Origin of the sequence: Pseudomonas sp. NPDC089996, from assembly GCF_044748405.1 — a bacterium.
Classification (GTDB): Bacteria; Pseudomonadota; Gammaproteobacteria; order Pseudomonadales; family Pseudomonadaceae; genus Aquipseudomonas.
Map to the genome: position 1 here is coordinate 108818 of NZ_JBIVGA010000001.1, position 21629 is coordinate 130446.

Annotated in this window: 18 protein-coding genes; 10 read left to right on the forward strand and 8 right to left on the reverse strand. The window is 60.2% G+C overall.

What is annotated here, in order from left to right:
- Positions 1-35: 35 nt before the first annotated feature.
- The gene (locus ACIPW4_RS00545) at positions 36-1682 is read right to left on the reverse strand and encodes a GMC family oxidoreductase (RefSeq protein ID WP_400653959.1); all 1647 of its coding nucleotides are present in this window, start codon (positions 1680-1682) and stop codon (positions 36-38) included.
- A gap of 119 nt (positions 1683-1801) precedes the next feature.
- Between ACIPW4_RS00545 and ACIPW4_RS00550 the strand changes: the two genes are divergently transcribed.
- On the forward strand, positions 1802-2689 hold the full coding sequence (locus ACIPW4_RS00550; protein WP_400653961.1) for a LysR family transcriptional regulator: 888 nt from the start codon (positions 1802-1804) through the stop codon (positions 2687-2689).
- Here the strand turns inward: ACIPW4_RS00550 and ACIPW4_RS00555 are convergent.
- The 3 genes from ACIPW4_RS00555 to ACIPW4_RS00565 are packed head-to-tail and all read right to left on the reverse strand — an operon-like array spanning position 2678 to position 5674.
- A complete protein-coding gene (locus ACIPW4_RS00555) occupies positions 2678-3496 on the reverse strand; it encodes a sulfite exporter TauE/SafE family protein (RefSeq protein WP_400653963.1) in 819 nt (272 codons plus the stop codon). The genes ACIPW4_RS00550 and ACIPW4_RS00555 overlap by 12 nt on opposite strands.
- Positions 3493-4749: an FAD/NAD(P)-binding oxidoreductase gene (locus tag ACIPW4_RS00560; RefSeq protein WP_400653965.1), complete on the reverse strand. Its 1257-nt coding sequence runs from the start codon at positions 4747-4749 to the stop codon at positions 3493-3495. The genes ACIPW4_RS00555 and ACIPW4_RS00560 overlap by 4 nt, the downstream gene beginning before the upstream one ends.
- Before the next feature lie 40 nt (positions 4750-4789).
- Complete coding sequence (locus tag ACIPW4_RS00565) at positions 4790-5674, reverse strand: MBL fold metallo-hydrolase (protein ID WP_400653967.1); 885 nt, start codon at positions 5672-5674, stop codon at positions 4790-4792.
- A 223-nt stretch (positions 5675-5897) separates the two neighbouring features.
- Between ACIPW4_RS00565 and ACIPW4_RS00570 the strand changes: the two genes are divergently transcribed.
- Positions 5898-7187 (forward strand): sigma-54 interaction domain-containing protein, encoded by a 1290-nt coding sequence (locus ACIPW4_RS00570; protein WP_400653969.1) that lies wholly within the window; start codon positions 5898-5900, stop codon positions 7185-7187.
- Positions 7188-7313: 126 nt separating this feature from the next.
- Positions 7314-7718 carry an RcnB family protein gene (locus ACIPW4_RS00575; protein ID WP_400653971.1) on the forward strand — a complete coding sequence of 135 codons (405 nt, stop codon included), beginning with the start codon at positions 7314-7316 and terminating at the stop codon, positions 7716-7718.
- 64 nt (positions 7719-7782) lie between these two features.
- Here the strand turns inward: ACIPW4_RS00575 and gyrB are convergent, their stop codons facing one another.
- Genes gyrB through dnaA form a run of 4 tightly spaced genes read right to left on the reverse strand, consistent with a single transcriptional unit; the run spans position 7783 to position 14009 of the window.
- Complete coding sequence (gene gyrB / locus ACIPW4_RS00580) at positions 7783-10203, reverse strand: DNA topoisomerase (ATP-hydrolyzing) subunit B (protein ID WP_400653973.1); 2421 nt, start codon at positions 10201-10203, stop codon at positions 7783-7785.
- A 4-nt stretch (positions 10204-10207) separates the two neighbouring features.
- Positions 10208-11311, reverse strand: coding sequence for a DNA replication/repair protein RecF (gene recF / locus ACIPW4_RS00585; protein WP_400653975.1), 1104 nt, complete (start codon positions 11309-11311; stop codon positions 10208-10210).
- A 15-nt stretch (positions 11312-11326) separates the two neighbouring features.
- A complete protein-coding gene (gene dnaN / locus ACIPW4_RS00590) occupies positions 11327-12430 on the reverse strand; it encodes a DNA polymerase III subunit beta (protein WP_400653977.1) in 1104 nt (367 codons plus the stop codon).
- Positions 12431-12470: 40 nt separating this feature from the next.
- Positions 12471-14009: a chromosomal replication initiator protein DnaA gene (gene dnaA, locus ACIPW4_RS00595; RefSeq protein ID WP_400653979.1), complete on the reverse strand. Its 1539-nt coding sequence runs from the start codon at positions 14007-14009 to the stop codon at positions 12471-12473.
- Positions 14010-14592: 583 nt separating this feature from the next.
- On the opposite strand from dnaA, the gene rpmH reads away from it, so the two are divergent.
- From rpmH to rsmG, 7 genes are all read left to right on the forward strand, one after another.
- On the forward strand, positions 14593-14727 hold the full coding sequence (rpmH, locus tag ACIPW4_RS00600) for a 50S ribosomal protein L34 (RefSeq protein ID WP_003253163.1): 135 nt from the start codon (positions 14593-14595) through the stop codon (positions 14725-14727).
- Between the two features lie 13 nt (positions 14728-14740).
- Positions 14741-15145 (forward strand): ribonuclease P protein component, encoded by a 405-nt coding sequence (rnpA, locus tag ACIPW4_RS00605; protein ID WP_400654598.1) that lies wholly within the window; start codon positions 14741-14743, stop codon positions 15143-15145.
- Positions 15138-15383 carry a membrane protein insertion efficiency factor YidD gene (yidD, locus tag ACIPW4_RS00610; protein ID WP_079230263.1) on the forward strand — a complete coding sequence of 82 codons (246 nt, stop codon included), beginning with the start codon at positions 15138-15140 and terminating at the stop codon, positions 15381-15383. The genes rnpA and yidD overlap by 8 nt, the downstream gene beginning before the upstream one ends.
- Before the next feature lie 2 nt (positions 15384-15385).
- Positions 15386-17059 carry a membrane protein insertase YidC gene (gene yidC, locus ACIPW4_RS00615; RefSeq protein ID WP_400653981.1) on the forward strand — a complete coding sequence of 558 codons (1674 nt, stop codon included), beginning with the start codon at positions 15386-15388 and terminating at the stop codon, positions 17057-17059.
- Between the two features lie 86 nt (positions 17060-17145).
- The gene (mnmE, locus tag ACIPW4_RS00620) at positions 17146-18516 is read left to right on the forward strand and encodes a tRNA uridine-5-carboxymethylaminomethyl(34) synthesis GTPase MnmE (RefSeq protein ID WP_400653982.1); all 1371 of its coding nucleotides are present in this window, start codon (positions 17146-17148) and stop codon (positions 18514-18516) included.
- A gap of 556 nt (positions 18517-19072) precedes the next feature.
- The gene (gene mnmG / locus ACIPW4_RS00625; RefSeq protein WP_400653984.1) at positions 19073-20965 is read left to right on the forward strand and encodes a tRNA uridine-5-carboxymethylaminomethyl(34) synthesis enzyme MnmG; all 1893 of its coding nucleotides are present in this window, start codon (positions 19073-19075) and stop codon (positions 20963-20965) included.
- Entirely contained in the window at positions 20962-21612 is a 651-nt protein-coding gene (gene rsmG, locus ACIPW4_RS00630) for a 16S rRNA (guanine(527)-N(7))-methyltransferase RsmG (protein ID WP_400653986.1), read from the forward strand. The genes mnmG and rsmG overlap by 4 nt, the downstream gene beginning before the upstream one ends.
- Positions 21613-21629: the final 17 nt, after the last annotated feature.

Below are 21629 nucleotides of genomic sequence, written 5' to 3' on the forward strand. Positions count from 1 at the left end.
GTGACCGCTGGCTGCCGGTGTTGCATCCACCCGGGTCAGGGCGTCGGTAGCACGTCTTCGTTCAGAAACGTCTGGGTCGCAGCTCCTTTGAGGATAAGTTGTGCCGCCTTCTCGGCGATCATCAGGGTAGGGGTACAGGTATTGCCAGAGGTGATCTGCGGCATGATCGAAGCATCGGCCACACGCAGCCCCGGAATGCCGTGCACACGCAGTTGGTTATCCACAACGTCCATCTCGCCGTTGCCCATGCGGCAGGTGCCGACCGGATGGAAGATGGTGGTGCCGATCTTGCCGGCTGCGTCGCACAGTTCTTCGTCGGTTTGCAGGGACGGACCTGGCAGATATTCCCTGGGATCGAACGCTGCGAGGGCAGGGGCCTGGACAATGCGCCGGGTCAGGCGGATGGCGTCGGCTGCGACGCTCAGGTCCCGCGGGTCGCTCAAGTAATGAGGATCGATCAGCGGCGTGCTGTTCATGTCCGCGCTGCGGATATCGATACGCCCACGGCTGGCCGGGCGCAGGTTGCAAACCGATGCGGTAAAGGCCGGAAACTGATGCAGTGGCTCGCCGAAACGCTCCAGTGACAGCGGCTGCACGTGGAACTGCAGGTTGGGTGTGGCCTGCTCCGGGGTCGAACGTACGAATGCACCCAACTGGCTAGGCGCCATGGCCAGCGGGCCGCTGCGATCGTAGAGATAGCGCAGGCCCATGCCCAGCTTGCCCCACAGGCTGTTGGCCATCTGGTTGAGGGTGCGGGTGTTGCGAATCTGGTAGATCAGCCGCAGTTGCAGGTGATCCTGCAGGTTACCGCCAACCCCTGGCATGTCGTGGCGTACACCGATGCCCAGGCTTTCGAGCAACTTGCGCGGGCCGATGCCCGAACGCTGGAGAATGCCCGGCGAGCCCACGGCGCCAGCACAGAGGATGATCTCGCGGCGCGCAGCAAACTCATGCCAGGCTCCCTGCCACAGAGCCTTGACCGCGCGGGCACGGGTGTTGTTCAACAACACCTGGTCGACCTGCACGCCAGTCAGTACGGTGAGATTGGGCCGGCCATTGATCGGCCTTAAAAAGGCCTTGGACGCGTTCCAGCGCACACCGCTGCGCTGGTTGACCTGAAAGTATCCACAGCCCTGGTTGTCGCCGGTGTTGAAGTCGTCGACCTTGCCGATACCACTCTGCTCGGCGGCGTCGCGGAAGGCATCGAGGATCGGCCAGCTGTAACGCTGACGTTCGACCCGCCACTCCCCGGCCGCGCCATGATGCTCGCTGGCGCCGGCGAAGTGGTTCTCGCTGGCTTTGAACAGCGGTAGCACATCCTTCCATGCCCAACCTTCGTTACCTTGCGCAGCCCAATGGTCATAGTCGGCGGCTTGGCCGCGCATGTAGATCATGCCGTTGATCGAGGAACAGCCACCGAGTACCTTGCCGCGTGGATACCCCAGCGCGCGACCGCCCAGACCGGGCTGTGCTTCCGTCTTGAAGCACCAGTCGGTGCGGGGATTGCCGATGCAGTACAGGTAACCGACAGGGACGTGAATCCAGGGATAGTTGTCGCGTTCACCGGCCTCAAGCAGCAGGACGCGGCTGGACGGGTCGGCGGACAGCCGATTGGCCAGCAGGCAGCCGGCGGGACCGGCACCTACGACCACGTAGTCGAAGACAGAATCGGCTGATGGCATGTGCAACCTCGCGCCTGATTATTATTCTTGTCCCGATCCATCTTAGTGAGTAATTTCGGCAAGGAAACACGAGATTTCACGCAGCCGTTGTGCGTTTTAGCACAGCCCTAAGGATCAGCATGTTCGACTGGAACGATCTGCGGTTTTTCCTCGAGTTGCAGCGCAGTGGCCGCCTGCTCAGCGCGGCCAAGCGCCTCAATACCACCCACAGCACCGTCGCCCGGCATATCGAAAGCATCGAGAAGAGCCTGGGCACGCCACTGTTCGTGCAGCATGCCCAGGGTTATGAACTGACCCCGTCGGGCCAAGCCTTGCTCAAGCACGCCGAAGCCATGGAGAACGTGGCCCTGCTGGCGCAGGAAGAAATCACCCAGGCCATCACGCCGCTTGGCAAGATTCGCCTGGGGGTCACCGAGGGCATCGGCATCATGTTCTTCACCCCGCGCATGAACGAGCTGTTCGCCCGCTACCCGGGGCTGGAAGTGGAACTGGTGGCAGTACCGCGCTTCGTCAGCATCCTCAACCGCGAGGCCGAAATCAGCATTCACCTGGAGCGGCCCAACGCCGACCTGCTGATTACCCGCAAGCTCACCGACTACCGCCTGGCGCTGTACGCCAGTCAAAGCTACCTGGACCGGGCGCCCCCCCTGCGAAACCGCGAGGACCTGGCCCGGCACAGCTGGATCGGCTACGTCGACGATCTGCTGTTCAGCCAGGAGCTGCTGTTTCTCAACAGCTTCTGCCGCGCACCGAATGTCGCATTTCGCAGCACCAGTGTGATCGCCCAACAAACCGCTGCTCGCGCAGGGCTGGGCATTGCGGTGCTGCCCAACTACATGGCCCGCCACGACCCGACACTGGTGCGCGTACTGCCCAGCGAGACGATCCAGCGCAGCTACTGGATCTGTACGCGCCGTGAATTGCACAAGTCGGTGCGCCTGCGGGTGGTGTGGGACTACCTGCTGGCGCTGTGCGCGGCGGAGCAGGATGAGCTGCTAGCCCAATAGCGCCTTGCCGGCCAGCAACAGCGCCGCCAACCAACCGGCCACGGCAAACAGCTGCTGCAGGCGTGGGCCGGCGATCCGGGTGGCCAATGGCCTGGCCAGCAGCAGGCCGATCACCGCACCAATGGCGAACGGTGCGCCGATCCGCCAGTGCATCACACCGGCCAGGCTGGCGCTGACCACGCTACCTGCGGATACCAGCGCGATGACGGCCAGGGATGTCGAGACGATGCTCTTCATGCGCAGGTTGGTGTAGCGGTTCAAGGCAGGGATGATCACAAAGCCGCCGCCCACGCCCAGCAGGCCGGAGAGCAAGCCGGACATTGCCCCGGTCAACGCCAAGGCACGTGCGCAAGGTAACGTCCAGCGCAAACGCCCCTGCAACGGGTTCAACACACAGGGCTCGATGAAACGATGGGCGTCGCTGCCCTCGCCGCGCAGCGCTTTGGCGGCCTTGCGCCAGATGCGCAGGCAGGCATAGATCAGCACGCCAGCGAACACCAGCGCCAATGGTGTATTGGGCAAGCGATGGGCCAGCAGCAGGCCGAACGGTGCCACGGCGATGCCGATCAGGGCGATGAACAGGGCCGCGCGATAGCGCACCAGCCCTTCACGCAAGCCCAGAACTGCGCCCACCGCCGCAGCAAGACCCACGGCAAGCAAACCGATGGGCGCCGCTTCGACCATCGACAGGCCAAGCCCGAATACCAGCAACGGCACCGCCAGGATGCCACCACCGGCGCCGGTCAGCGCCAGCACCGCACCAATGATCGCACCCAGGCCTGCGCCAAGCAGTTGATGTTCGATCACTGTGCGGCCTCGGCGTCCAGCGGTTGCGGACGCGCCAGCCACTCACGGCCTTTGAGCATCCCCTGCCAATACAGCGGCGGCAGAACCCGTGCCTTGAGCAGCCAGGCGAGGCGTGTCGGCTGGCGCCCATCGAGCAGCCAACGCGAGAAGCTCGGTGCGACCTTGCCGCCATAGGTGAACTCGGCCAGGACGATCTTGCCGCGTTCGACGGTCAGCGGGCAGGAGCCATAGCCATCGTACCGGGCCAGGGTCGGCAGTCGGCCCAGCGCCACCAGTACGTTGTTGGCCACCACCGGTGCCTGCTTGCGGGCGGCTGCAGCGGTCTTGGCATTGCTGGTGCTGGCCACATCACCCAGTGCGTGGACGTTGCCGAACAGGCGATGGCGCAGGGTATGAGGATCGACATCGACCCACCCGACGGCATCGGCCAAAGGGCTCTGGCGGATGAAGTCCGGCGCGACTTGTGGCGGTACCACGTGCAACATGTCGAAGGGCTCGACGCGCGTTTCACTGCTACCGTCGGCCAGTGTGCGAACGAAGGTGGCACGTTGGTTGGGCCCATCCACGGCCACCAGACGGTGGCTGTAATTAAGGTCAACACCGTACTTGTCGATGTAGGCCATCAACGCCGGCACGTAATCGGGGACGCCGAACAGCACGGCGCCGGCATTGAAGAAACTGGCTTTGACCTCGCCCAACCGATCATTGCGCAGCCAGTGGTCACAGGACAGGTACAGCGCCTTTTGCGGCGCGCCAGCACATTTGATCGGCATCGGTGGCTGTGTGAACAGGGCACGCCCTTGCTTGAGCTTTTGCACCAGTTCCCAGGTATAGGGCGCCAGGTCGTAGCGGTAGTTGGAGGTGACACCGTTTCGCCCGAGGGTTTCACTGAGCCCGTCGATGGCGGCCCAATCGAGTTTGAGGCCCGGGCAGACCACCAGCTGTTCATAACTGATGGCGCGGCCGCCTTCGAGGGCAACCAGCTGGCCCAAGGGATCGAACCCCTGCACCCGCGCCTTTATCCAGCGTACACCCCGCGGGATGGTCGAGGCCATGGTCCGGGCGGTACTCGGCGCCTTGAACACACCGGCGCCAACCATGGTCCAGCCTGGCTGGTAGTAGTGCACGTCGGCAGGGTCGATCAGGGCGATGTCCAGTGACGGGTCGCGGGCGATCAGGCTGGAGGCAGTGGCGATACCGGCGGCACCGGCACCGACGATGACCACCTTGTGGTGGTCGGCATTGGCAGACATGGCAGTCAATCCTGGAGTTTCTGGTAATGGGGCAGGACAGTTACAGCTTGTTCAGCGGGATCTTCAGGTAGCTCACGCCGTTTTCTTCAGGCTCCGGGAGCTGGCCGCTGCGCATGTTCACCTGCACCGATGGGAGGATCAGCACGGGCATGTCGAGGGTCTTGTCGCGGGCTTCGCGCATGGCCACGAAGCTGTCCTCGTCGATGCCATGGCGGATGTGGATATTGCTGGCGCGTTGTTCGGCCACCGTGGTGACGTACTGCATCTCACGCCCGCCTGGCAGGTAGTCGTGACACATGAACAGCTGAGTCTGGTCGGGGAAGGCCAACAGCCGCCGGATCGAGCGGTACAGCGTACGCGCATCGGCACCGGGGAAGTCGCAGCGGGCGGTACCATAGTCCGGCATGAACAGCGTATCGCCGACGAATACTGCCGTCTCGCCAGCGTCCACCACCATGTAGCTGATACATGCGGGCGTATGCCCCGGTGTATGTAATGCACGGGCATGCAGGTTGCCGATGCTGAAGCCCTCTTCATCTTCGAAGAGCACATCGAACTGACTGCCATCCCGGGCGAAGCCAGGCTCGGCATTGAACAAGGTGCCGAAGACTTTCTGGACCTGGGTAATGTGCGCGCCGATAGCCGTGTGGCCACCTAGCTGGGCCTTGAGGTAGGCCGCTGCCGAGAGGTGGTCAGCGTGCACATGGGTCTCCAGCACCCATTGCACCTTCGCGTGCAGCTCAGCCACGCGCTCGATCAGACGATCCGCAGACTCGGTGCTGGTGCGTCCGGACTTGGGATCGTAGTCCAGCACGCTGTCGATCAGTGCGCACTGAAGGGTTTCACGGTCCATGACCAGGTAGCTGATGGTCGAGGTCGCCTCGTCGTAAAAGGCGTCCACGTGAAGGTTGTTGCCGATGATCATCACGTTCTCCAGAGTGTCCGCCTCGCCTTGTACAGGCGTAGGCGGTGAAAGGAGGTTTATCAAGATGCATGCCAGGCGTTTTGTTGAGTTCAGCCCAATGAACACGGGGCCTTGATCACGGCGGTCAGCGCTGGTGGCAGTATCGATGGCAGTCGACTGTCAGCCAATGGCAGTGTTTGGCAGTCCTTGTTACCCTGCGCCAGATCATTCAACCGGTGCTGTCATGCCTGAATCTCATCCACTCATCCTAGCTCTGGTTTCTTACCTTGAGCACGATCCCCTGCCTACCATCGTGCTGGACACCGACTACAACATCCTCGCGGCCAATGCGGCTTATCGCCGGCAGTTCGGACGGGACGAGCAGGCCCCACTGGGTGAGAAGTGCCACCGGGTGTCGCATCACTACGCCGTCCCGTGTGACCAGGCCGGCGAGCACTGCCCGATGCGCAAGGCGTGGGACAGCAAAGTGCCGGAACGTGTGCTGCATATTCACCACACGCCGCGTGGCCCCGAACATGTGGATGTGGAGCTGCGACCGATACTCGATGAACAGAGCAGGGTGGTGGCCTTCGTCGAGCGGTTGACCAGCATCACCCTGGCGTCCGCGCAACCTCAAGAACAAGGGCTGGTCGGTCGATCACCCACTTTCAAGACCGCGTTGGCCAGCCTGCAGCGGGCGGCACCCGCGCAGATTCCTGTGTTGCTTCAGGGCGAGTCGGGCACCGGCAAAGAGTTATTCGCCCGCGCCATTCACATGGGTAGCCCACGGGCCAATGGTCCACTGGTCGTCGTAGACTGCACCGGCCTGACCGAGTCGCTGTTCGAGAGCGAACTGTTCGGCTACGAGAAGGGCGCATTCACTGGCGCCAACCAACGCAAGATTGGCCTGGCCGAAACCGCCCACGGCGGCACGTTGTTCCTCGACGAGATCGGTGAAGTGCCGTTGGCGATGCAGGTCAAGCTGCTGCGCCTGATCGAGTCGGGAAGCTTCCGCCCGGTTGGCAGCCTGCGCACTGTACATTCAGATTTTCGCCTGGTTTCGGCGACCCATAAACCGCTTAAGAAAATGGTGGCTGAAGGGACGTTCCGAGAGGATCTGTATTACCGCATCAGTGGCTTTCCAATCCGCTTGCCGGCTTTGCGTGAGCGTGTGGAGGATTTGCCACTGTTGGCCGAGAGCCTGCTGCAGCGGATGCCTGTCAAACCGACACCGAGCTTGACCGAGGAGGCGCTGCAGCAACTCAAGCTGCATGCGTTCCCGGGGAACATCCGCGAGTTGCGCAACATTCTGGAAAGGGCTCGGCTGTTTGCCGATGACGGGCTGATCCGGCCTGAACACCTGCCGGAAGATGTCGGGCCACTGCAGGCATCCGGCACTAGCAGAGGGCGAAACGATCTGAGCGATCTCGCGCAAGCGCTGGAGCAATTTCAAGGATCACGCAGCGAGTTGGCCCGTCACCTCGGTCTGAGTGAGCGAACCTTGTATCGCCGTTTGAAAACACTGGGTTTATAGCCCGTCGACCTTTACCGGACCTTTACCTCTGCCCTTACATTAAGTGGAAAACTTTGTGGTCTGATCAGTTAACCGCACCAGGCAGCCGTATTACCTGCCGGGCGTTAACAGGCAGAGAATCAGCAAATGAAGAAAGCCCTTACCGTACTCTGCGCCGCGCTTGTGCTCAGCACACCCCTGGCCAGCTTCGCTCAACCAGGTCCTGACCGTTACGATGGCGGCCCATCCCACCAGGGCAACCCACCCCATGGCCAACCCGAACGCCATGACCGTCATGATAATGGCCGCTACCCGGCCTACCACAACCCCAACTTCCGACCGGAAGCGGGCATGCCAATGCCACATCAGCAATGGCATCGCGGGTATGTGGTGGAACCGCGATATCGCGAGGACCGCTACTGGGTGACCGACTGGCATGCACGACACCTGTATGCACCGCCACGGGATCATCGCTGGTTGTACGTGAACGGTGACTACGTACTGGTGGCGATTGCCACAGGGGTGGTCGTCAGCGTTCTCTCCGGCTACTGATTCCCACAGGCGAAAAAAAGCCCGCGTCAGCGGGCTTTCTTGTTTTCTGGCGATCTACACAGGATCAGAAGTCCAGGTTCGAGACCGACAGCGCATTGCTTTCGATGAAGTCACGGCGTGGTTCCACGGCGTCGCCCATCAGGGTGTTGAAGATCTGGTCGGCGGCAATCGCGTCTTCGATGGTGACCTTGAGCATGCGGCGGACGGTTGGGTCCATGGTGGTTTCCCACAGCTGCTCCGGGTTCATCTCGCCCAGACCTTTGTATCGCTGGATGGTGTGGCGCTTGGTGCTTTCGTTCATCAGCCAGTCGAGGGCTTCCTTGAACTCGCTGATCGCCTTGCGACGTTCACCGCGCTGCACGTAGGCACCATCACCGAGCAGGGAAGCCAGCTTGCCACCCAGGGTGACCACCGAGCGGTAGTCGTTGCTGCCGAAGAAGTCGCGGTTGAAGGTGACATAGCTAGCCAGACCGTGGGAGGTAACTTCCACTTCCGGCAGCCAGACATTGCGCTCCTTGTCTTCGCGCAGGCTGGCCTGATAGATCAGGCCCGACTTCTGGCTGTTGCTCAGGCGCTCCTGGAACTTCACCAGCCAGGCTTGCATCACGGCGTGGTCGCCCAGCTGATCCTGGGTGACTTCCGGCAGGTAGATGAAGTGCTCGGTGATGTCTTCCGGGTACAGACGCGACAGACGCTTGAGGGTCTTCATCACGGCGCGGAAATCATTAACAAGGGTTTCCAACTGCACGCCGGAAACGGCTGGCGCCGATTCGTCCAGGTGCAGGCTTGCATCTTCGAGGGCCGATTGGGTCATGTATTCTTCCATGGCCTCGTCGTCCTTGATGTACTGCTCCTGCTTGCCTTTCTTGACCTTGTACAGCGGCGGCTGAGCGATGTAGATGTAGCCGCGCTCGACCAGTTCCGGCAACTGACGGAAGAAGAAAGTCAGCAGCAGGGTACGGATGTGCGAACCGTCGACGTCAGCATCGGTCATGATGATGATGTTGTGATAGCGCAACTTGTCGATGTTGTACTCTTCGCGGCCGATGCCACAGCCCAGCGCGGTGATCAGCGTGCCCACTTCCTGGGAGGAGATCATCTTGTCGAAGCGAGCTTTCTCGACGTTGAGGATCTTGCCCTTCAGCGGCAGGATCGCCTGGGTGCGACGGTTGCGGCCTTGCTTGGCCGAGCCACCTGCAGAGTCACCCTCCACCAGGTAGAGTTCGGAGAGGGCAGGGTCCTTTTCCTGGCAGTCCGCCAGTTTTCCTGGCAGGCCGGCGATATCCAGCGCACCTTTGCGGCGGGTCATCTCACGGGCTTTACGCGCCGCTTCACGGGCACGGGCAGCGTCGATCATCTTGCCGACCACGGCCTTGGCTTCGTTCGGGTTTTCCAGCAGGAAGTCCGCGAAGTACTTGTTCATCTCTTGTTCCACGGCGGTTTTCACCTCCGAGGAGACCAGCTTGTCCTTGGTCTGCGAGCTGAACTTCGGATCCGGCACTTTCACCGAAATGATCGCGGTCAGGCCTTCACGGGCGTCATCACCGGTGGTGGCAACCTTGTTCTTCTTGGCCAGGCCTTCCTGCTCGATGTAGCTGTTCAGGCTACGGGTCAGCGAAGAGCGGAAACCGACCAGGTGAGTACCGCCGTCACGCTGCGGAATGTTGTTGGTGAAGCACAGCAGGTTTTCGTTGAAGCTGTCGTTCCACTGCAGGGCAATCTCGACACCCACACCATCATCACGCTGGATATTGAAGTGGAAGACCTGCGAGTTGACCGGAGTCTTATTGGTGTTGAGGTATTCAACGAACGCCTTCAAACCACCTTCGTACTTGAAGAACTCTTCCTTGCCCGAACGCTCATCCTTCAGCAGGATGCCGACACCCGAGTTGAGGAACGACAGTTCGCGAATCCGCTTGGCCAGGATGTCCCAGCTGAAGTGGATATTCTTGAAGGTTTCAGCCGAAGGCTTGAAGTGGATGTGGGTACCCGTGGTTTCGCTTTCACCGACAACGGCCATCGGCGCCTGTGGAACACCGTGAACGTATGTCTGTTCCCAGATCTTGCCGCTGCGGCGAACGGTCAGCACCAGCTTCTCGGATAGCGCGTTTACCACCGACACACCAACACCGTGCAGGCCGCCGGATACCTTGTAGGAGTTGTCGTCGAACTTACCGCCAGCGTGCAGCACGGTCATGATGACCTCGGCTGCGGAAACGCCTTCTTCTTTATGCACGTCGACCGGAATGCCGCGACCGTTGTCGCGCACACTGATGGATTCGTCCGGGTGGATGATGACGGTGATGTCATCGCAGTGACCGGCGAGGGCTTCGTCGATCGAATTGTCGACCACCTCGAAGACCATGTGGTGCAGGCCGCTACCATCATCGGTGTCGCCAATGTACATGCCGGGACGCTTGCGTACGGCATCCAAACCTTTCAGCACCTTGATGCTGGAGGAGTCGTACGTTTGATTTTCGCTCATGCCTTCACTCCCGATGGTCGTGGGTCTGGGTGATACGGCCATGTTCCACGTGGAACATGGCAACTGGCGTTTCCGTCTGCCAGCCTTCCCTCAGTAATTCGTGATCTACACAGGTGATGAACACCTGGCAGCGTAATTCTTCAAGCAAGCGGCACAACGCGCGGCGATGCTGGTCATCCAGCTCGGACGGCAAGTCGTCAACGAGATAAATACAGTGGCCACGGCGAGCCTGGCTGACGAGGTGGCCCTGGGCAATGCGCAATGCGCACACCACCAGCTTTTGCTGACCACGCGACAGGATGTCGGCTGCATTGTTGGCAGCCAGACGAAGACGCAGATCAGCACGCTGCGGGCCGGCTTGGGTATGGCCCATTTGCTGATCGCGAAGGAGAGAGGAGGCGAGTACTTCTTGCAGTTCCCGGTCCTTGTCCCAGCCTCGGTAGTAGCTCAGGGTCAACCCATCCAGCTCGACCAGCTCGCTCAGGGTTTGCTCGAAGACGGGCTTCAAGGCCTTGATGTAGTTGCGGCGGTATTCATCTATTTCCGCGCTGGCCAGGCATAACTCCCGGTCCCAGGCGGCTTGCGAAGCTGGGTCAAGTGTACCATGCCGCAACCATGAGTTCCGCTGCCGCAGCGCCTTCTGCAGACGTTGCCAAGCTGGCAGGAACCGAGGTTCCACGTGGAACACCCCCCAATCGAGAAACTGTCGGCGGATTTTAGGCGCGCCTTCCAGCAGCCGAAAACTGTCCGGGTTGATCAGCTGCAGCGGCAGCAGTTCAGCCAACTGCGCAGCGCTCCGGGCATTCTGCCCATCGATGCGGATAGTGAATTCGCCCGCCCGCTCCCTTGATACGCCCAGGTTGCTGGTGCCACCTTCTGCCAACTGAACTTCGCCAAACACGGTACAAGCAGACTGCTCATATTGGATAACCGGGTTCAGGCGAGTACTGCGAAATGACCGGGCAAGGCCAAGCAGGTGCACGGCTTCAAGCACACTGGTCTTGCCGCTGCCATTGGCGCCGTAAAGGATATTGATGCGGGGGGAGGGTGAGAGAGTCACCGGGTGCAAGTTGCGCACCGCGGTGACCATGATACGTCGAAGGGACATTTCGCCTGCTACGAATTACAGACGCATCGGCATGACAACGTAGGAAGAGTCGTCGTTGCCAGCTTCCTGCAGCAGGGCACTGCTGTTGGAGTCGGACAAGATCAGACGAACTTGCTCGGTAGTCATCACGCCCAACACGTCCAGCAGGTAGCTGACGTTGAAGCCGATCTCCAGCGAGCTACCTTCGTAATCCACGCTGATCTCCTCTTCCGCTTCCTCCTGCTCAGGGTTGTTGGCCTGGATCTTCAGTTGGCCGGCAGCCAGTTGCAGGCGGATGCCCCGGTACTTCTCGTTGGACAGAATCGCGGTGCGGCTGAACGCTTCGCGCAGCGCCTGACGGTCACCCACTACCAGCTTGTCACCGCCCTTGGGCAGTACTCGCTCGTAGTCCGGGAACTTGCCATCAACAAGCTTGGACGTGAAGGTGAACTCGCCCGTGGTTGCACGGATGTGGTGCTGGCCGAGAACGATGCTGACCATACCTTCCGGATCGGTCAGCAGGCGCGCCAGCTCGAGAATGCCTTTACGTGGAACGATGACCTGATGCCGATCGTCCTGCTCGATGGCTGCACTCATCGAGCACAGCGCCAGCCGGTGCCCGTCAGTGGAAACCGCGCGCAGCGTGTTGCGTGACACCTCCAGCAGCATGCCGTTGAGGTAATACCGCACGTCTTGCTGAGCCATGGCGAAGCTGGTGCGCTCGATCAGGCGGCGCAGTTTGCTTTGCTCCAGGTTGCAGGTCAGCGAGCCAGGGCCTTCTTCAACGGTGGGGAAATCGTTGGCAGGCAGCGTCGACAAGGTAAAGCGGCTACGGCCGGCTTTGACCAACAACTTCTGCTCGTCGAGCTTGATATCGATCAGAACGTCATTCGGCAGGCTTTTGCAAATGTCCATCAGCTTGCGCGCCGGGACAGTGATCTCGCCTGGTTCGGCTGGCTCTTCCAGTTGCACGCGGCCAACCAGTTCGACTTCCAGGTCGGTACCGGTCAACGACAGCTGCTGGCCGTGCACGACCAGCAGGACATTGGACAGCACCGGCAAGGTCTGGCGGCGCTCGACGACACCGGCGACCAGTTGCAGGGGTTTCAACAGGGCTTCGCGTTGAATGGTGAAATGCATGGTCTCGTCCCTTGCCTTCAATTAGCTGCATTGGCGACCATCAGGTCGTCAGCGTGCGCAGCAGGTTCTTGTAGTCCTCGCGGATGTCCGCGTCGGATTCCTTCAATTCGTTGATCTTGCGGCAGGCGTGCAGCACGGTGGTGTGGTCACGGCCACCAAACATGTCGCCGATCTCCGGCAAACTGTGGTTGGTGAGCTCCTTCGACAGCGCCATGGCTACCTGACGCGGGCGCGCAACGGAACGCGAACGGCGCTTGGACAACAGATCAGCGATCTTGATCTTGTAGTACTCGGCCACGGTGCGCTGGATGTTATCCACACTCACCAGCTTGTCCTGCAGCGCCAGCAAGTCCTTCAACGATTCGCGAATCAGCTCGATGGTGATGTCACGGCCCATGAAGTGCGAGTGAGCGATCACCCGCTTCAGGGCGCCTTCGAGTTCACGTACGTTGGAGCGAATGCGCTGGGCGATGAAGAACGCGGCATCATGCGGCAGCTCGACCTTGGCCTGGTCTGCCTTCTTCATCAGGATCGCTACCCGGGTTTCCAGTTCCGGTGGCTCGACGGCAACCGTCAAGCCCCAGCCGAAGCGCGACTTCAGGCGCTCTTCCAGGCCTTCGATCTCCTTCGGGTAGCGGTCGCTGGTGAGAATCACCTGCTGACCCCCCTCGAGCAGAGCGTTGAAGGTGTGGAAGAACTCTTCCTGGGAACGCTCCTTACGGGCGAAGAACTGAATGTCGTCGATCAGCAGCGCATCGACCGAACGGTAGAAGCGTTTGAATTCATTGATCGCATTGAGCTGCAACGCCTTGACCATATCCGCGACGAAGCGCTCGGAATGCAAGTACACAACCTTGGCATTCGGGTTCTTCTTCAGCAGGTGGTTACCCACAGCATGCATCAGGTGGGTTTTACCCAGGCCCACGCCCCCATAAAGGAACAGCGGGTTGTAACCATGCTTGGGGTTGTCGGCGACCTGCCAGGCCGCAGCGCGGGCCAGCTGGTTCGACTTACCTTCGACAAAGGTCTCGAAGGTAAATGTGCGGTTCAGGTAGCTGGTGTGCTTGAGCGCCCCTTCTACCTGGACCGTACGTTGCTCGGTACGGTTGCCGGCGGGAGGTGCCGACGCGCTGTCGCCCATGCCATCGAAACTCTCTCGCGAAGCCGATTCACCGATCTCGTTCACCTGCGCAGGCGCAGCTACTGGAGCCTGGACGGGCTCGGCAATGGCGGCCACTGCAGGCGCAGCGGACTGTTGAGTATGGGTTTGTGCAAGCGACGCCGCGACTGCAGCACTGACAGGTGCATTAGGTGCAGCGCGTGGGGCGGAGCTGCGGCGGCTGCCTATAAGCAAGGAAAGCGCTGGCGCGATGCCGCTGCCGTTTTCACCCAACAGTTCGAGCAGACGGCCAAGGTACTTTTCATTCACCCAATCGAGCACGAAACGGTTAGGCGCATAGACGCGCAACTCGTCGCCTTCGGCTTCGACCTGTAGCGGACGGATCCAGGTGTTGAATTGCTGGGCAGGCAGTTCATCGCGCAGAAGCTCCACGCACTGCTGCCAAAGTTCCACTGACACGGATATCCCCTGAGTTGAAAGCCGGATGAGGCAAAACAAACCGCCATTGTACCGGTCGAGCGATCAGTTATCCACATGTGGAAACATTCTGAGCCATGACAAAACAGCCATTTAGCGGCAAAAACGTCTTTCAACCACTGCAAATAAGGTCTGTGGATAACCGACCATAAGGGCTATGCACAACCCTGGGCTCAGCCCTGTTGATAACTCAGCTGTGGATAATGCACGATTCTATCCACAGACTGCTCCCAAGCCAGACACAGCCGCAGCACCTGTTACGGACAAGGTTTTGAATCTCTGTACAGCGCATGGTTACTGGGCTAGACGATCTTATCCACAGACACTTATCCACTTAAGAGTTATAAGTTCTTCAGAAAAGCTTTTTATATGTCTCTTCTTTTTTTTAAATTTTGTCCTCCGTTGGGCTCCCGATCAACCCATGCGGGTATTCAGCAATCAAAGCGCCTTCCATAAGGAAAGGCTGGTTGGAAATTGACCTATGGGCTTGCTTTCTCTAGAATCGCCGATCTCTTAAAAAGGGGGCCATTCCGGCCCGTAGTCGACAAACCCAGGTAACAACGCCATGAAACGTACTTTCCAACCAAGCACCATCAAGCGCGCTCGCACCCACGGCTTCCGTGCCCGTATGGCTACCAAGAACGGCCGCGCTGTTCTGTCGCGTCGTCGTGCCAAAGGCCGTAAGCGTCTGGCCATTTGATTTTTCGGCACAGGTGGTGAGTCAGGACTTCAGTCGGGAAAAGCGACTGCTTACACCCCGGCACTTCAAAGCGGTCTTCGACTCCCCAACCGGCAAGGTTCCAGGGAAAAACCTGCTGATCCTTGCTCGCGAGAACGGCCTGGATCACCCGCGCCTCGGCCTGGTGATCGGCAAGAAGAGCGTCAAGCTCGCCGTTCAACGCAATCGCCTCAAGCGCTTGATGCGCGATTCCTTCCGGCTCAACCAGCAATCACTGGGTGGCCTGGATGTAGTGATCGTCGCGCGCAAGGGATTGGGTGAGATAGAAAACCCGGAATTGCACCAACACTTTGGCAAGCTCTGGAAACGTCTGGCGCGCAGCCGGCCTGCTCCAGCGGCAAACGCCGATTCCGCAGGGGTAGACAGTCAAGATGCGTAAACTGGCCCTCGTTCCGATCCAGTTTTACCGTTACGCCATCAGTCCCCTGATGGCCAATCACTGTCGTTTCTACCCCAGTTGCTCCTGTTACGCTCTTGAAGCCATCGAAAACCATGGCCTCTTGCGTGGCGGGTGGCTAGCCGTTCGTCGCCTGGGGCGTTGTCATCCGTGGAACGACGGCGGTTTCGATCCCGTTCCCCCCGCTCCTTCCTCCCGAACTTCTTCGATAGCCGAGTAATCATGGATATTAAACGCACGATCCTGATCGTCGCCCTGGCAATCGTGTCCTACGTCATGGTCCTCAAGTGGAACGAGGACTACGGCCAGGCTGCCCTGCCGACTCAGAATACTGCTGCCACCACCGCCCCGGCCTTGCCGGATGGCGTGCCGGCCGGTACTGCCAGTGCCGATGTGCCGAGCGCCAATGCCGAATCCAGCCCTGCCGAACTGGCACCGGTTGCAGTCAGCAAGGACCTGATCCGGGTCAAGACCGATGTGCTGGAACTGGCTATCGACCCGGTCGGTGGTGACATCGTCCAACTGAACCTGCCGAAGTACCCGCGCCGTCAGGACCACCCGGACATTCCGTTCCAGCTGTTCGACAACGGTGGTGAGCGCGTCTACCTGGCTCAAAGCGGCCTGACCGGCGTCAATGGCCCGGATGCTCGTTCGTCCGGTCGCCCGCTGTACGCTGCCGAGCAGAAGAGCTTCCAGCTGACCGATGGCCAGGAACAGCTGGTGGTCGACCTGAAGTTCAGCGACAACGGTGTCAACTACATCAAGCGCTTCAGCTTCAAGCGTGGCGAGTATGACCTGACCGTCAGCTACCTGATCGACAACCAGAGCGGCCAGGCGTGGAACGGCAACATGTTTGCCCAGCTCAAGCGTGACGCCAGCTCCGATCCGTCGTCGAGCACCGCCACCGGTACCGCGACCTACCTTGGCGCCGCCATGTGGACTGCCTCCGAGCCTTACAAAAAGGTCTCGATGAAGGACATCGACAAGGGTAGTTTGAAAGAAAATGTGTCCGGTGGCTGGGTAGCCTGGCTGCAGCACTACTTCGTGACCGCCTGGATTCCGGCCAAGTCGGACAACAATGTTGTCCAGACCCGCAAGGACAGCCAGGGCAACTACATCATCGGTTACACCGGCCCGGCTCTCAGCGTTCCCGCTGGCGGCAAGGTCGAAACCAGCGCCATGCTGTATGCCGGTCCGAAGATCCAGTCCAAGCTCAAAGAGTTGTCCCCAGGCCTGGAACTCACCGTCGACTACGGCTTCCTGTGGTTCATCGCCCAGCCGATCTTCTGGCTGCTGCAACATATCCACAGCCTGCTGGGCAACTGGGGCTGGTCGATCATCGTGCTGACCATGCTCATCAAGGGCCTGTTCTTCCCGCTGTCGGCTGCCAGCTACCGCTCGATGGCACGCATGCGTGCCGTGGCACCGAAGCTCGCCGCACTGAAGGAACGCTTCGGTGACGATCGCCAGAAGATGTCCCAGGCGATGATGGAGCTGTACAAGAAAGAGAAGATCAACCCGTTGGGCGGCTGCTTGCCGATCCTGGTGCAGATGCCGGTGTTCCTGTCCCTGTACTGGGTACTGCTGGAAAGCGTCGAGATGCGCCAGGCCCCATGGATGCTGTGGATCACCGACCTGTCGATCAAGGATCCGTTCTTCATCCTGCCGATCATCATGGGCGCCACGATGTTCATCCAACAGCGTCTGAACCCGACTCCTCCGGACCCGATGCAGGCCAAGGTGATGAAAATGATGCCGATCATCTTCACCTTCTTCTTCCTGTGGTTCCCGGCTGGTCTGGTGCTGTACTGGGTTGTGAACAACTGCCTGTCGATCACTCAGCAGTGGTACATCACCCGCCGTATCGAAGCAGCCAGCAAAAAAGCTGCTGCTTGACGGGCTACTGCGCTAGCCTGTGAATAAAAACGCCCCCTCGGGGGCGTTTTTGCTATCTGTCGTTTTTGTCGTAGAGGCTTTCGAGCATGAACACTGTGCGTGAAACCATCGCCGCCATCGCCACCGCCCAAGGCCGCGGAGGTGTCGGTATCGTCAGGCTGTCCGGGCCATTGGCGAGCAAGGCAGGGCAGCTGATCACCGGCCGCACGCTGACGCCACGGCATGCCCACTACGGGCCCTTCCGTGACGAGGATGGCCTGGTGCTGGATGAAGGCATCGCGCTGTTCTTTCCTGGGCCCAACTCGTTCACCGGCGAAGATGTACTCGAGCTGCAGGGTCATGGCGGCCCAGTGGTCCTGGATATGCTGCTGCAACGCTGTGTACAGGTCGGCTGCCGCCTGGCGCGCCCTGGCGAGTTCAGCGAGCGCGCGTTTCTCAACGACAAGCTCGACCTGGCCCAAGCCGAGGCCATCGCCGACCTGATCGAAGCGAGCTCCAGCCAGGCCGCGCGCAATGCCTTGCGCTCGCTGCAGGGGGAATTTTCCAAGCGCGTGCACAGCCTCACAGAGGCGCTGATTGCCCTGCGCATCTATGTCGAGGCGGCGATCGACTTCCCTGAAGAGGAAATCGACTTTCTCGCCGATGGCCATGTGTTGTCGATGCTCGATGCAGTACGCGGCGAGTTATCCACCGTACAGCGCGAAGCCGGGCAGGGCGCCTTGCTGCGTGACGGCATGACGGTGGTCATTGCCGGCAGACCTAATGCTGGCAAGTCGAGTTTGCTGAACCAGCTTGCGGGGCGCGAGGCAGCCATTGTCACCGACATCGCCGGCACCACCCGGGACATCCTCCGGGAACATATCCACATCGACGGCATGCCGCTGCATGTTGTCGACACCGCAGGCTTGCGCGATACCGACGACCATGTGGAAAAGATAGGCGTGGAACGCGCGCTGAAGGCCATCGGAGAGGCCGATCGGGTTCTGCTGGTGGTGGACTCCACCGCGCCGGAGGCCAGCGATCCATTCGCCCTGTGGCCCGAGTTCCTCGATCTGCGGCCGGACCCGGCCAAGGTCACGTTGATCCGTAACAAGGCGGACCTCAGTGGTGAACGGGTAGGGCTGGAGCAGTGCGACGACGGCCATGTGACTATCACGCTGAGCGCCAAGGGTGACGATCAGGGGCTCCAACTGCTGCGCGATCATCTGAAGGCCTGCATGGGTTATGAACAGACCGCAGAGAGCGGTTTCAGCGCCCGACGGCGCCATCTGGATGCGCTGCGCCAGGCCAGTTCCCACCTGGAGCATGGCCGCGCACAACTGACGTTGGCTGGGGCGGGTGAATTGCTGGCGGAGGATCTGCGTCAGGCACAGCAGGCATTGGGAGAGATCACCGGCGCGTTCAGTTCGGATGACCTGTTGGGGCGGATCTTCTCCAGTTTTTGCATCGGCAAGTAGTCCACAGCTCGGCAACAGCAAAGGCCGCTCCTTCGGGAGCGGTTTTTTTTGCCCGCGATTTATCCACTCGTCGGATCTTTCAAAACCCACACCGGCCCTGTAGGAGCGGCTTTAGCCGCAAAGAGGTCAGTACAGGCTACATAAAATCATCCACAGGGACAATTTCCTGCTCAGGAGACCTGTGGAAAACCCACCTTCAGCCCTCTTGATAAGCAGGCTTTTTTTCTGAGGACAAATGCGCCTGTGGGTAAACGTCCATTTAATCCACAGGCTAAATGGCGTTATCCATAACCCTCATGGTGGGTAAGCCACAGGGTTCAGTTTCGCTGTAGATCAGAAAGTAAAAGGGCTGTAGCACGTTATCCACAGATAAGGCTGTGCATAAGAATAAACATAAAAACAAAGCTTTTATAAATTTCTTCTCTTTGATTTCTGTTGTCTGCCACTCATCCACAGACTGGTCAAAAATTGCTCAGACGGTTCCTTTAGAGGGGGTGAAGTCCCTATACTTGTCCGCTTACCTTCTCTATTCGCAAAAACAGGCACGAGGTGCGTGGTGGATTTCCCTTCCCGTTTTGAAGTGATCGTCATCGGCGGCGGCCATGCCGGTACCGAGGCTGCGCTTGCGTCAGCACGCATGGGTGTGAAAACCCTGCTGTTGACCCATAACGTGGAAACGCTCGGTCATATGAGCTGCAACCCCGCCATCGGCGGTATTGGTAAAAGCCATCTGGTCAAAGAGATCGATGCACTCGGCGGCGCCATGGCGCTGGCCACCGACAAGAGCGGTATCCAGTTCCGTATCCTGAACAACCGTAAGGGCCCGGCCGTTCGCGCCACCCGTGCACAAGCCGACCGCGCCATCTACAAGGCGGTGGTACGGGAGATCCTGGAAAACCAGCCGAACCTGTGGATATTCCAGCAGTCCTGTGACGACCTGATCGTTGAGCAGGACCAGGTCAAGGGCGTGGTGACCCAGATGGGCTTGCGCTTCTTCGCGGAGTCCGTGGTGCTGACCACCGGTACTTTCCTCGGTGGCCTTATCCACATCGGCCTGCAGAATCACTCAGGCGGTCGCGCCGGTGATCCGCCTTCGATTGCCCTGGCGCACCGCATGCGTGAACTGCCGCTGCGTGTTGGCCGCCTGAAAACCGGCACCCCTCCGCGCATCGACGGGCGCTCTGTGGATTTCTCGGTCATGACCGAGCAGCCAGGCGATACACCGATCCCGGTGATGTCGTTCATGGGTAACGCACAGATGCACCCGCGTCAGGTGAGCTGCTGGATTACCCACACCAACGCCCGCACCCACGAGATCATTGCCTCGAACCTTGATCGTTCGCCGATGTACTCCGGGGTCATCGAAGGTGTCGGACCACGCTATTGCCCGTCGATCGAGGACAAGATCCACCGCTTTGCCGACAAGGAAAGCCACCAGGTGTTCATCGAGCCGGAAGGCCTGACCACCCATGAGCTGTACCCCAACGGCATTTCCACTTCCCTGCCGTTCGATGTGCAGCTGGAGCTGGTACGCTCGATCCGCGGTATGGAAAACGCCCATATCGTTCGCCCGGGATACGCCATCGAGTACGACTATTTCGACCCCCGCGACCTCAAGTACAGCCTCGAGACCAAAGTTATCGGTGGCCTGTTCTTCGCTGGCCAGATCAACGGCACCACCGGCTACGAAGAAGCCGGCGCCCAGGGCCTGCTGGCCGGCACCAACGCCGCGCTGCGCGCGCAAGGCCGCGAAAGCTGGTGCCCGCGCCGTGACGAGGCGTACATCGGGGTACTGGTCGACGACCTGATTACCCTGGGTACCCAGGAGCCGTACCGTATGTTCACTTCGCGCGCCGAATACCGGCTGATCCTGCGCGAAGACAACGCTGACCTGCGCCTGACCGAGAAAGGCCGCGAGCTAGGCCTGATCGACGACGATCGCTGGGCCGCGTTCTGCGCCAAGCGCGACGGCATCGAGCGGGAAGAGCAGCGGCTGAAGTCGACCTGGGTGCGGCCGAATACCGAGCAAGGCCAAACAATTGTGGATAAGTTCGGCACGCCGCTGAGCCACGAGTACAGCCTGCTCAACCTGCTGGCCCGCCCCGAGATCGACTATGCCGGGCTGATCGAAGCGACCGGTGGTGCAGAAATCGATCCACAGGTCGCCGAGCAGGTCGAGATCAAGACCAAGTACGCTGGTTACATTGACCGTCAGCAGGACGAGATCGCCCGCCTGCGCGCCAGCGAGGATACCCGCCTGCCTGTGGATATCGACTACACCACGATTTCCGGGCTGTCGAAGGAAATCCAGGGCAAGCTCGGCCAGACCCGCCCGGAGACCTTGGGCCAGGCTTCGCGTATCCCCGGCGTCACCCCGGCGGCGATTTCCCTGTTGCTGATTCATCTGAAAAAACGCGGCGCTGGCCGCGAATTGGAGCAAAGCGCTTGAGTTCCCTGGTCACCCCGCAACATGCCGAAGAGTTGTCCACAGGTGCGCGCCAGCTCGGTGTCGAGCTGAGCGCCGAGCAGCACGAGAAGCTGCTGGGTTACCTGGCCCTGCTGATCAAGTGGAACAAAGCCTACAACCTGACTGCCGTGCGTGATCCGGACGAAATGGTTTCCCGCCACCTGCTCGACAGCCTCAGCGTCATGTCGTTTATCCACAGCGAACGTGACAACTGGCTGGATGTCGGCAGCGGTGGTGGTATGCCCGGCATCCCTTTGGCTATCCTGCATCCGCACAAGCATGTGACGGTCCTGGACGCCAATGGCAAAAAGACCCGTTTCCTGACGCAGGTGAAAATGGAACTGAAACTGGACAACCTCACGGTTATCCACAGCCGGGTGGAAGCCTTCCAGCCGTCACTACCGTTCAGCGGAATCATCTCCCGCGCCTTCAGCAGCATGGAGAACTTCACCAACTGGACCCGCCATCTGGGCGACACCGGGACGCAATGGCTTGCAATGAAGGGGCTGCATCCTGCCGATGAACTGGTAGCATTGCCCGCAGACTTCACAGTGGAAAGCGAGCAGGCCCTGACCGTTCCAGGTTGCCAGGGCCAGCGCCATCTGCTGATACTGCGCCGCAAGGCTTGATTGGGAACACACGCAAC

Bases quoted from the DNA above. Each gene is read 5' to 3' on its own strand.
- ACIPW4_RS00545 (WP_400653959.1), bottom strand. From the start codon at position 1,682: ATGCCATCAGCCGATTCTGTCTTCGACTACGTGGTCGTAGGTGCCGGT.
- ACIPW4_RS00550 (WP_400653961.1), top strand. From the start codon at position 1,802: ATGTTCGACTGGAACGATCTGCGGTTTTTCCTCGAGTTGCAGCGCAGT.
- ACIPW4_RS00560 (WP_400653965.1), bottom strand. From the start codon at position 4,749: ATGTCTGCCAATGCCGACCACCACAAGGTGGTCATCGTCGGTGCCGGT.
- ACIPW4_RS00565 (WP_400653967.1), bottom strand. From the start codon at position 5,674: ATGATCATCGGCAACAACCTTCACGTGGACGCCTTTTACGACGAGGCG.
- ACIPW4_RS00570 (WP_400653969.1), top strand. From the start codon at position 5,898: ATGCCTGAATCTCATCCACTCATCCTAGCTCTGGTTTCTTACCTTGAG.
- ACIPW4_RS00575 (WP_400653971.1), top strand. From the start codon at position 7,314: ATGAAGAAAGCCCTTACCGTACTCTGCGCCGCGCTTGTGCTCAGCACA.
- gyrB (WP_400653973.1), bottom strand. From the start codon at position 10,203: ATGAGCGAAAATCAAACGTACGACTCCTCCAGCATCAAGGTGCTGAAA.
- recF (WP_400653975.1), bottom strand. From the start codon at position 11,311: ATGTCCCTTCGACGTATCATGGTCACCGCGGTGCGCAACTTGCACCCG.
- dnaN (WP_400653977.1), bottom strand. From the start codon at position 12,430: ATGCATTTCACCATTCAACGCGAAGCCCTGTTGAAACCCCTGCAACTG.
- rpmH (WP_003253163.1), top strand. From the start codon at position 14,593: ATGAAACGTACTTTCCAACCAAGCACCATCAAGCGCGCTCGCACCCAC.
- yidD (WP_079230263.1), top strand. From the start codon at position 15,138: ATGCGTAAACTGGCCCTCGTTCCGATCCAGTTTTACCGTTACGCCATC.
- yidC (WP_400653981.1), top strand. From the start codon at position 15,386: ATGGATATTAAACGCACGATCCTGATCGTCGCCCTGGCAATCGTGTCC.
- mnmE (WP_400653982.1), top strand. From the start codon at position 17,146: ATGAACACTGTGCGTGAAACCATCGCCGCCATCGCCACCGCCCAAGGC.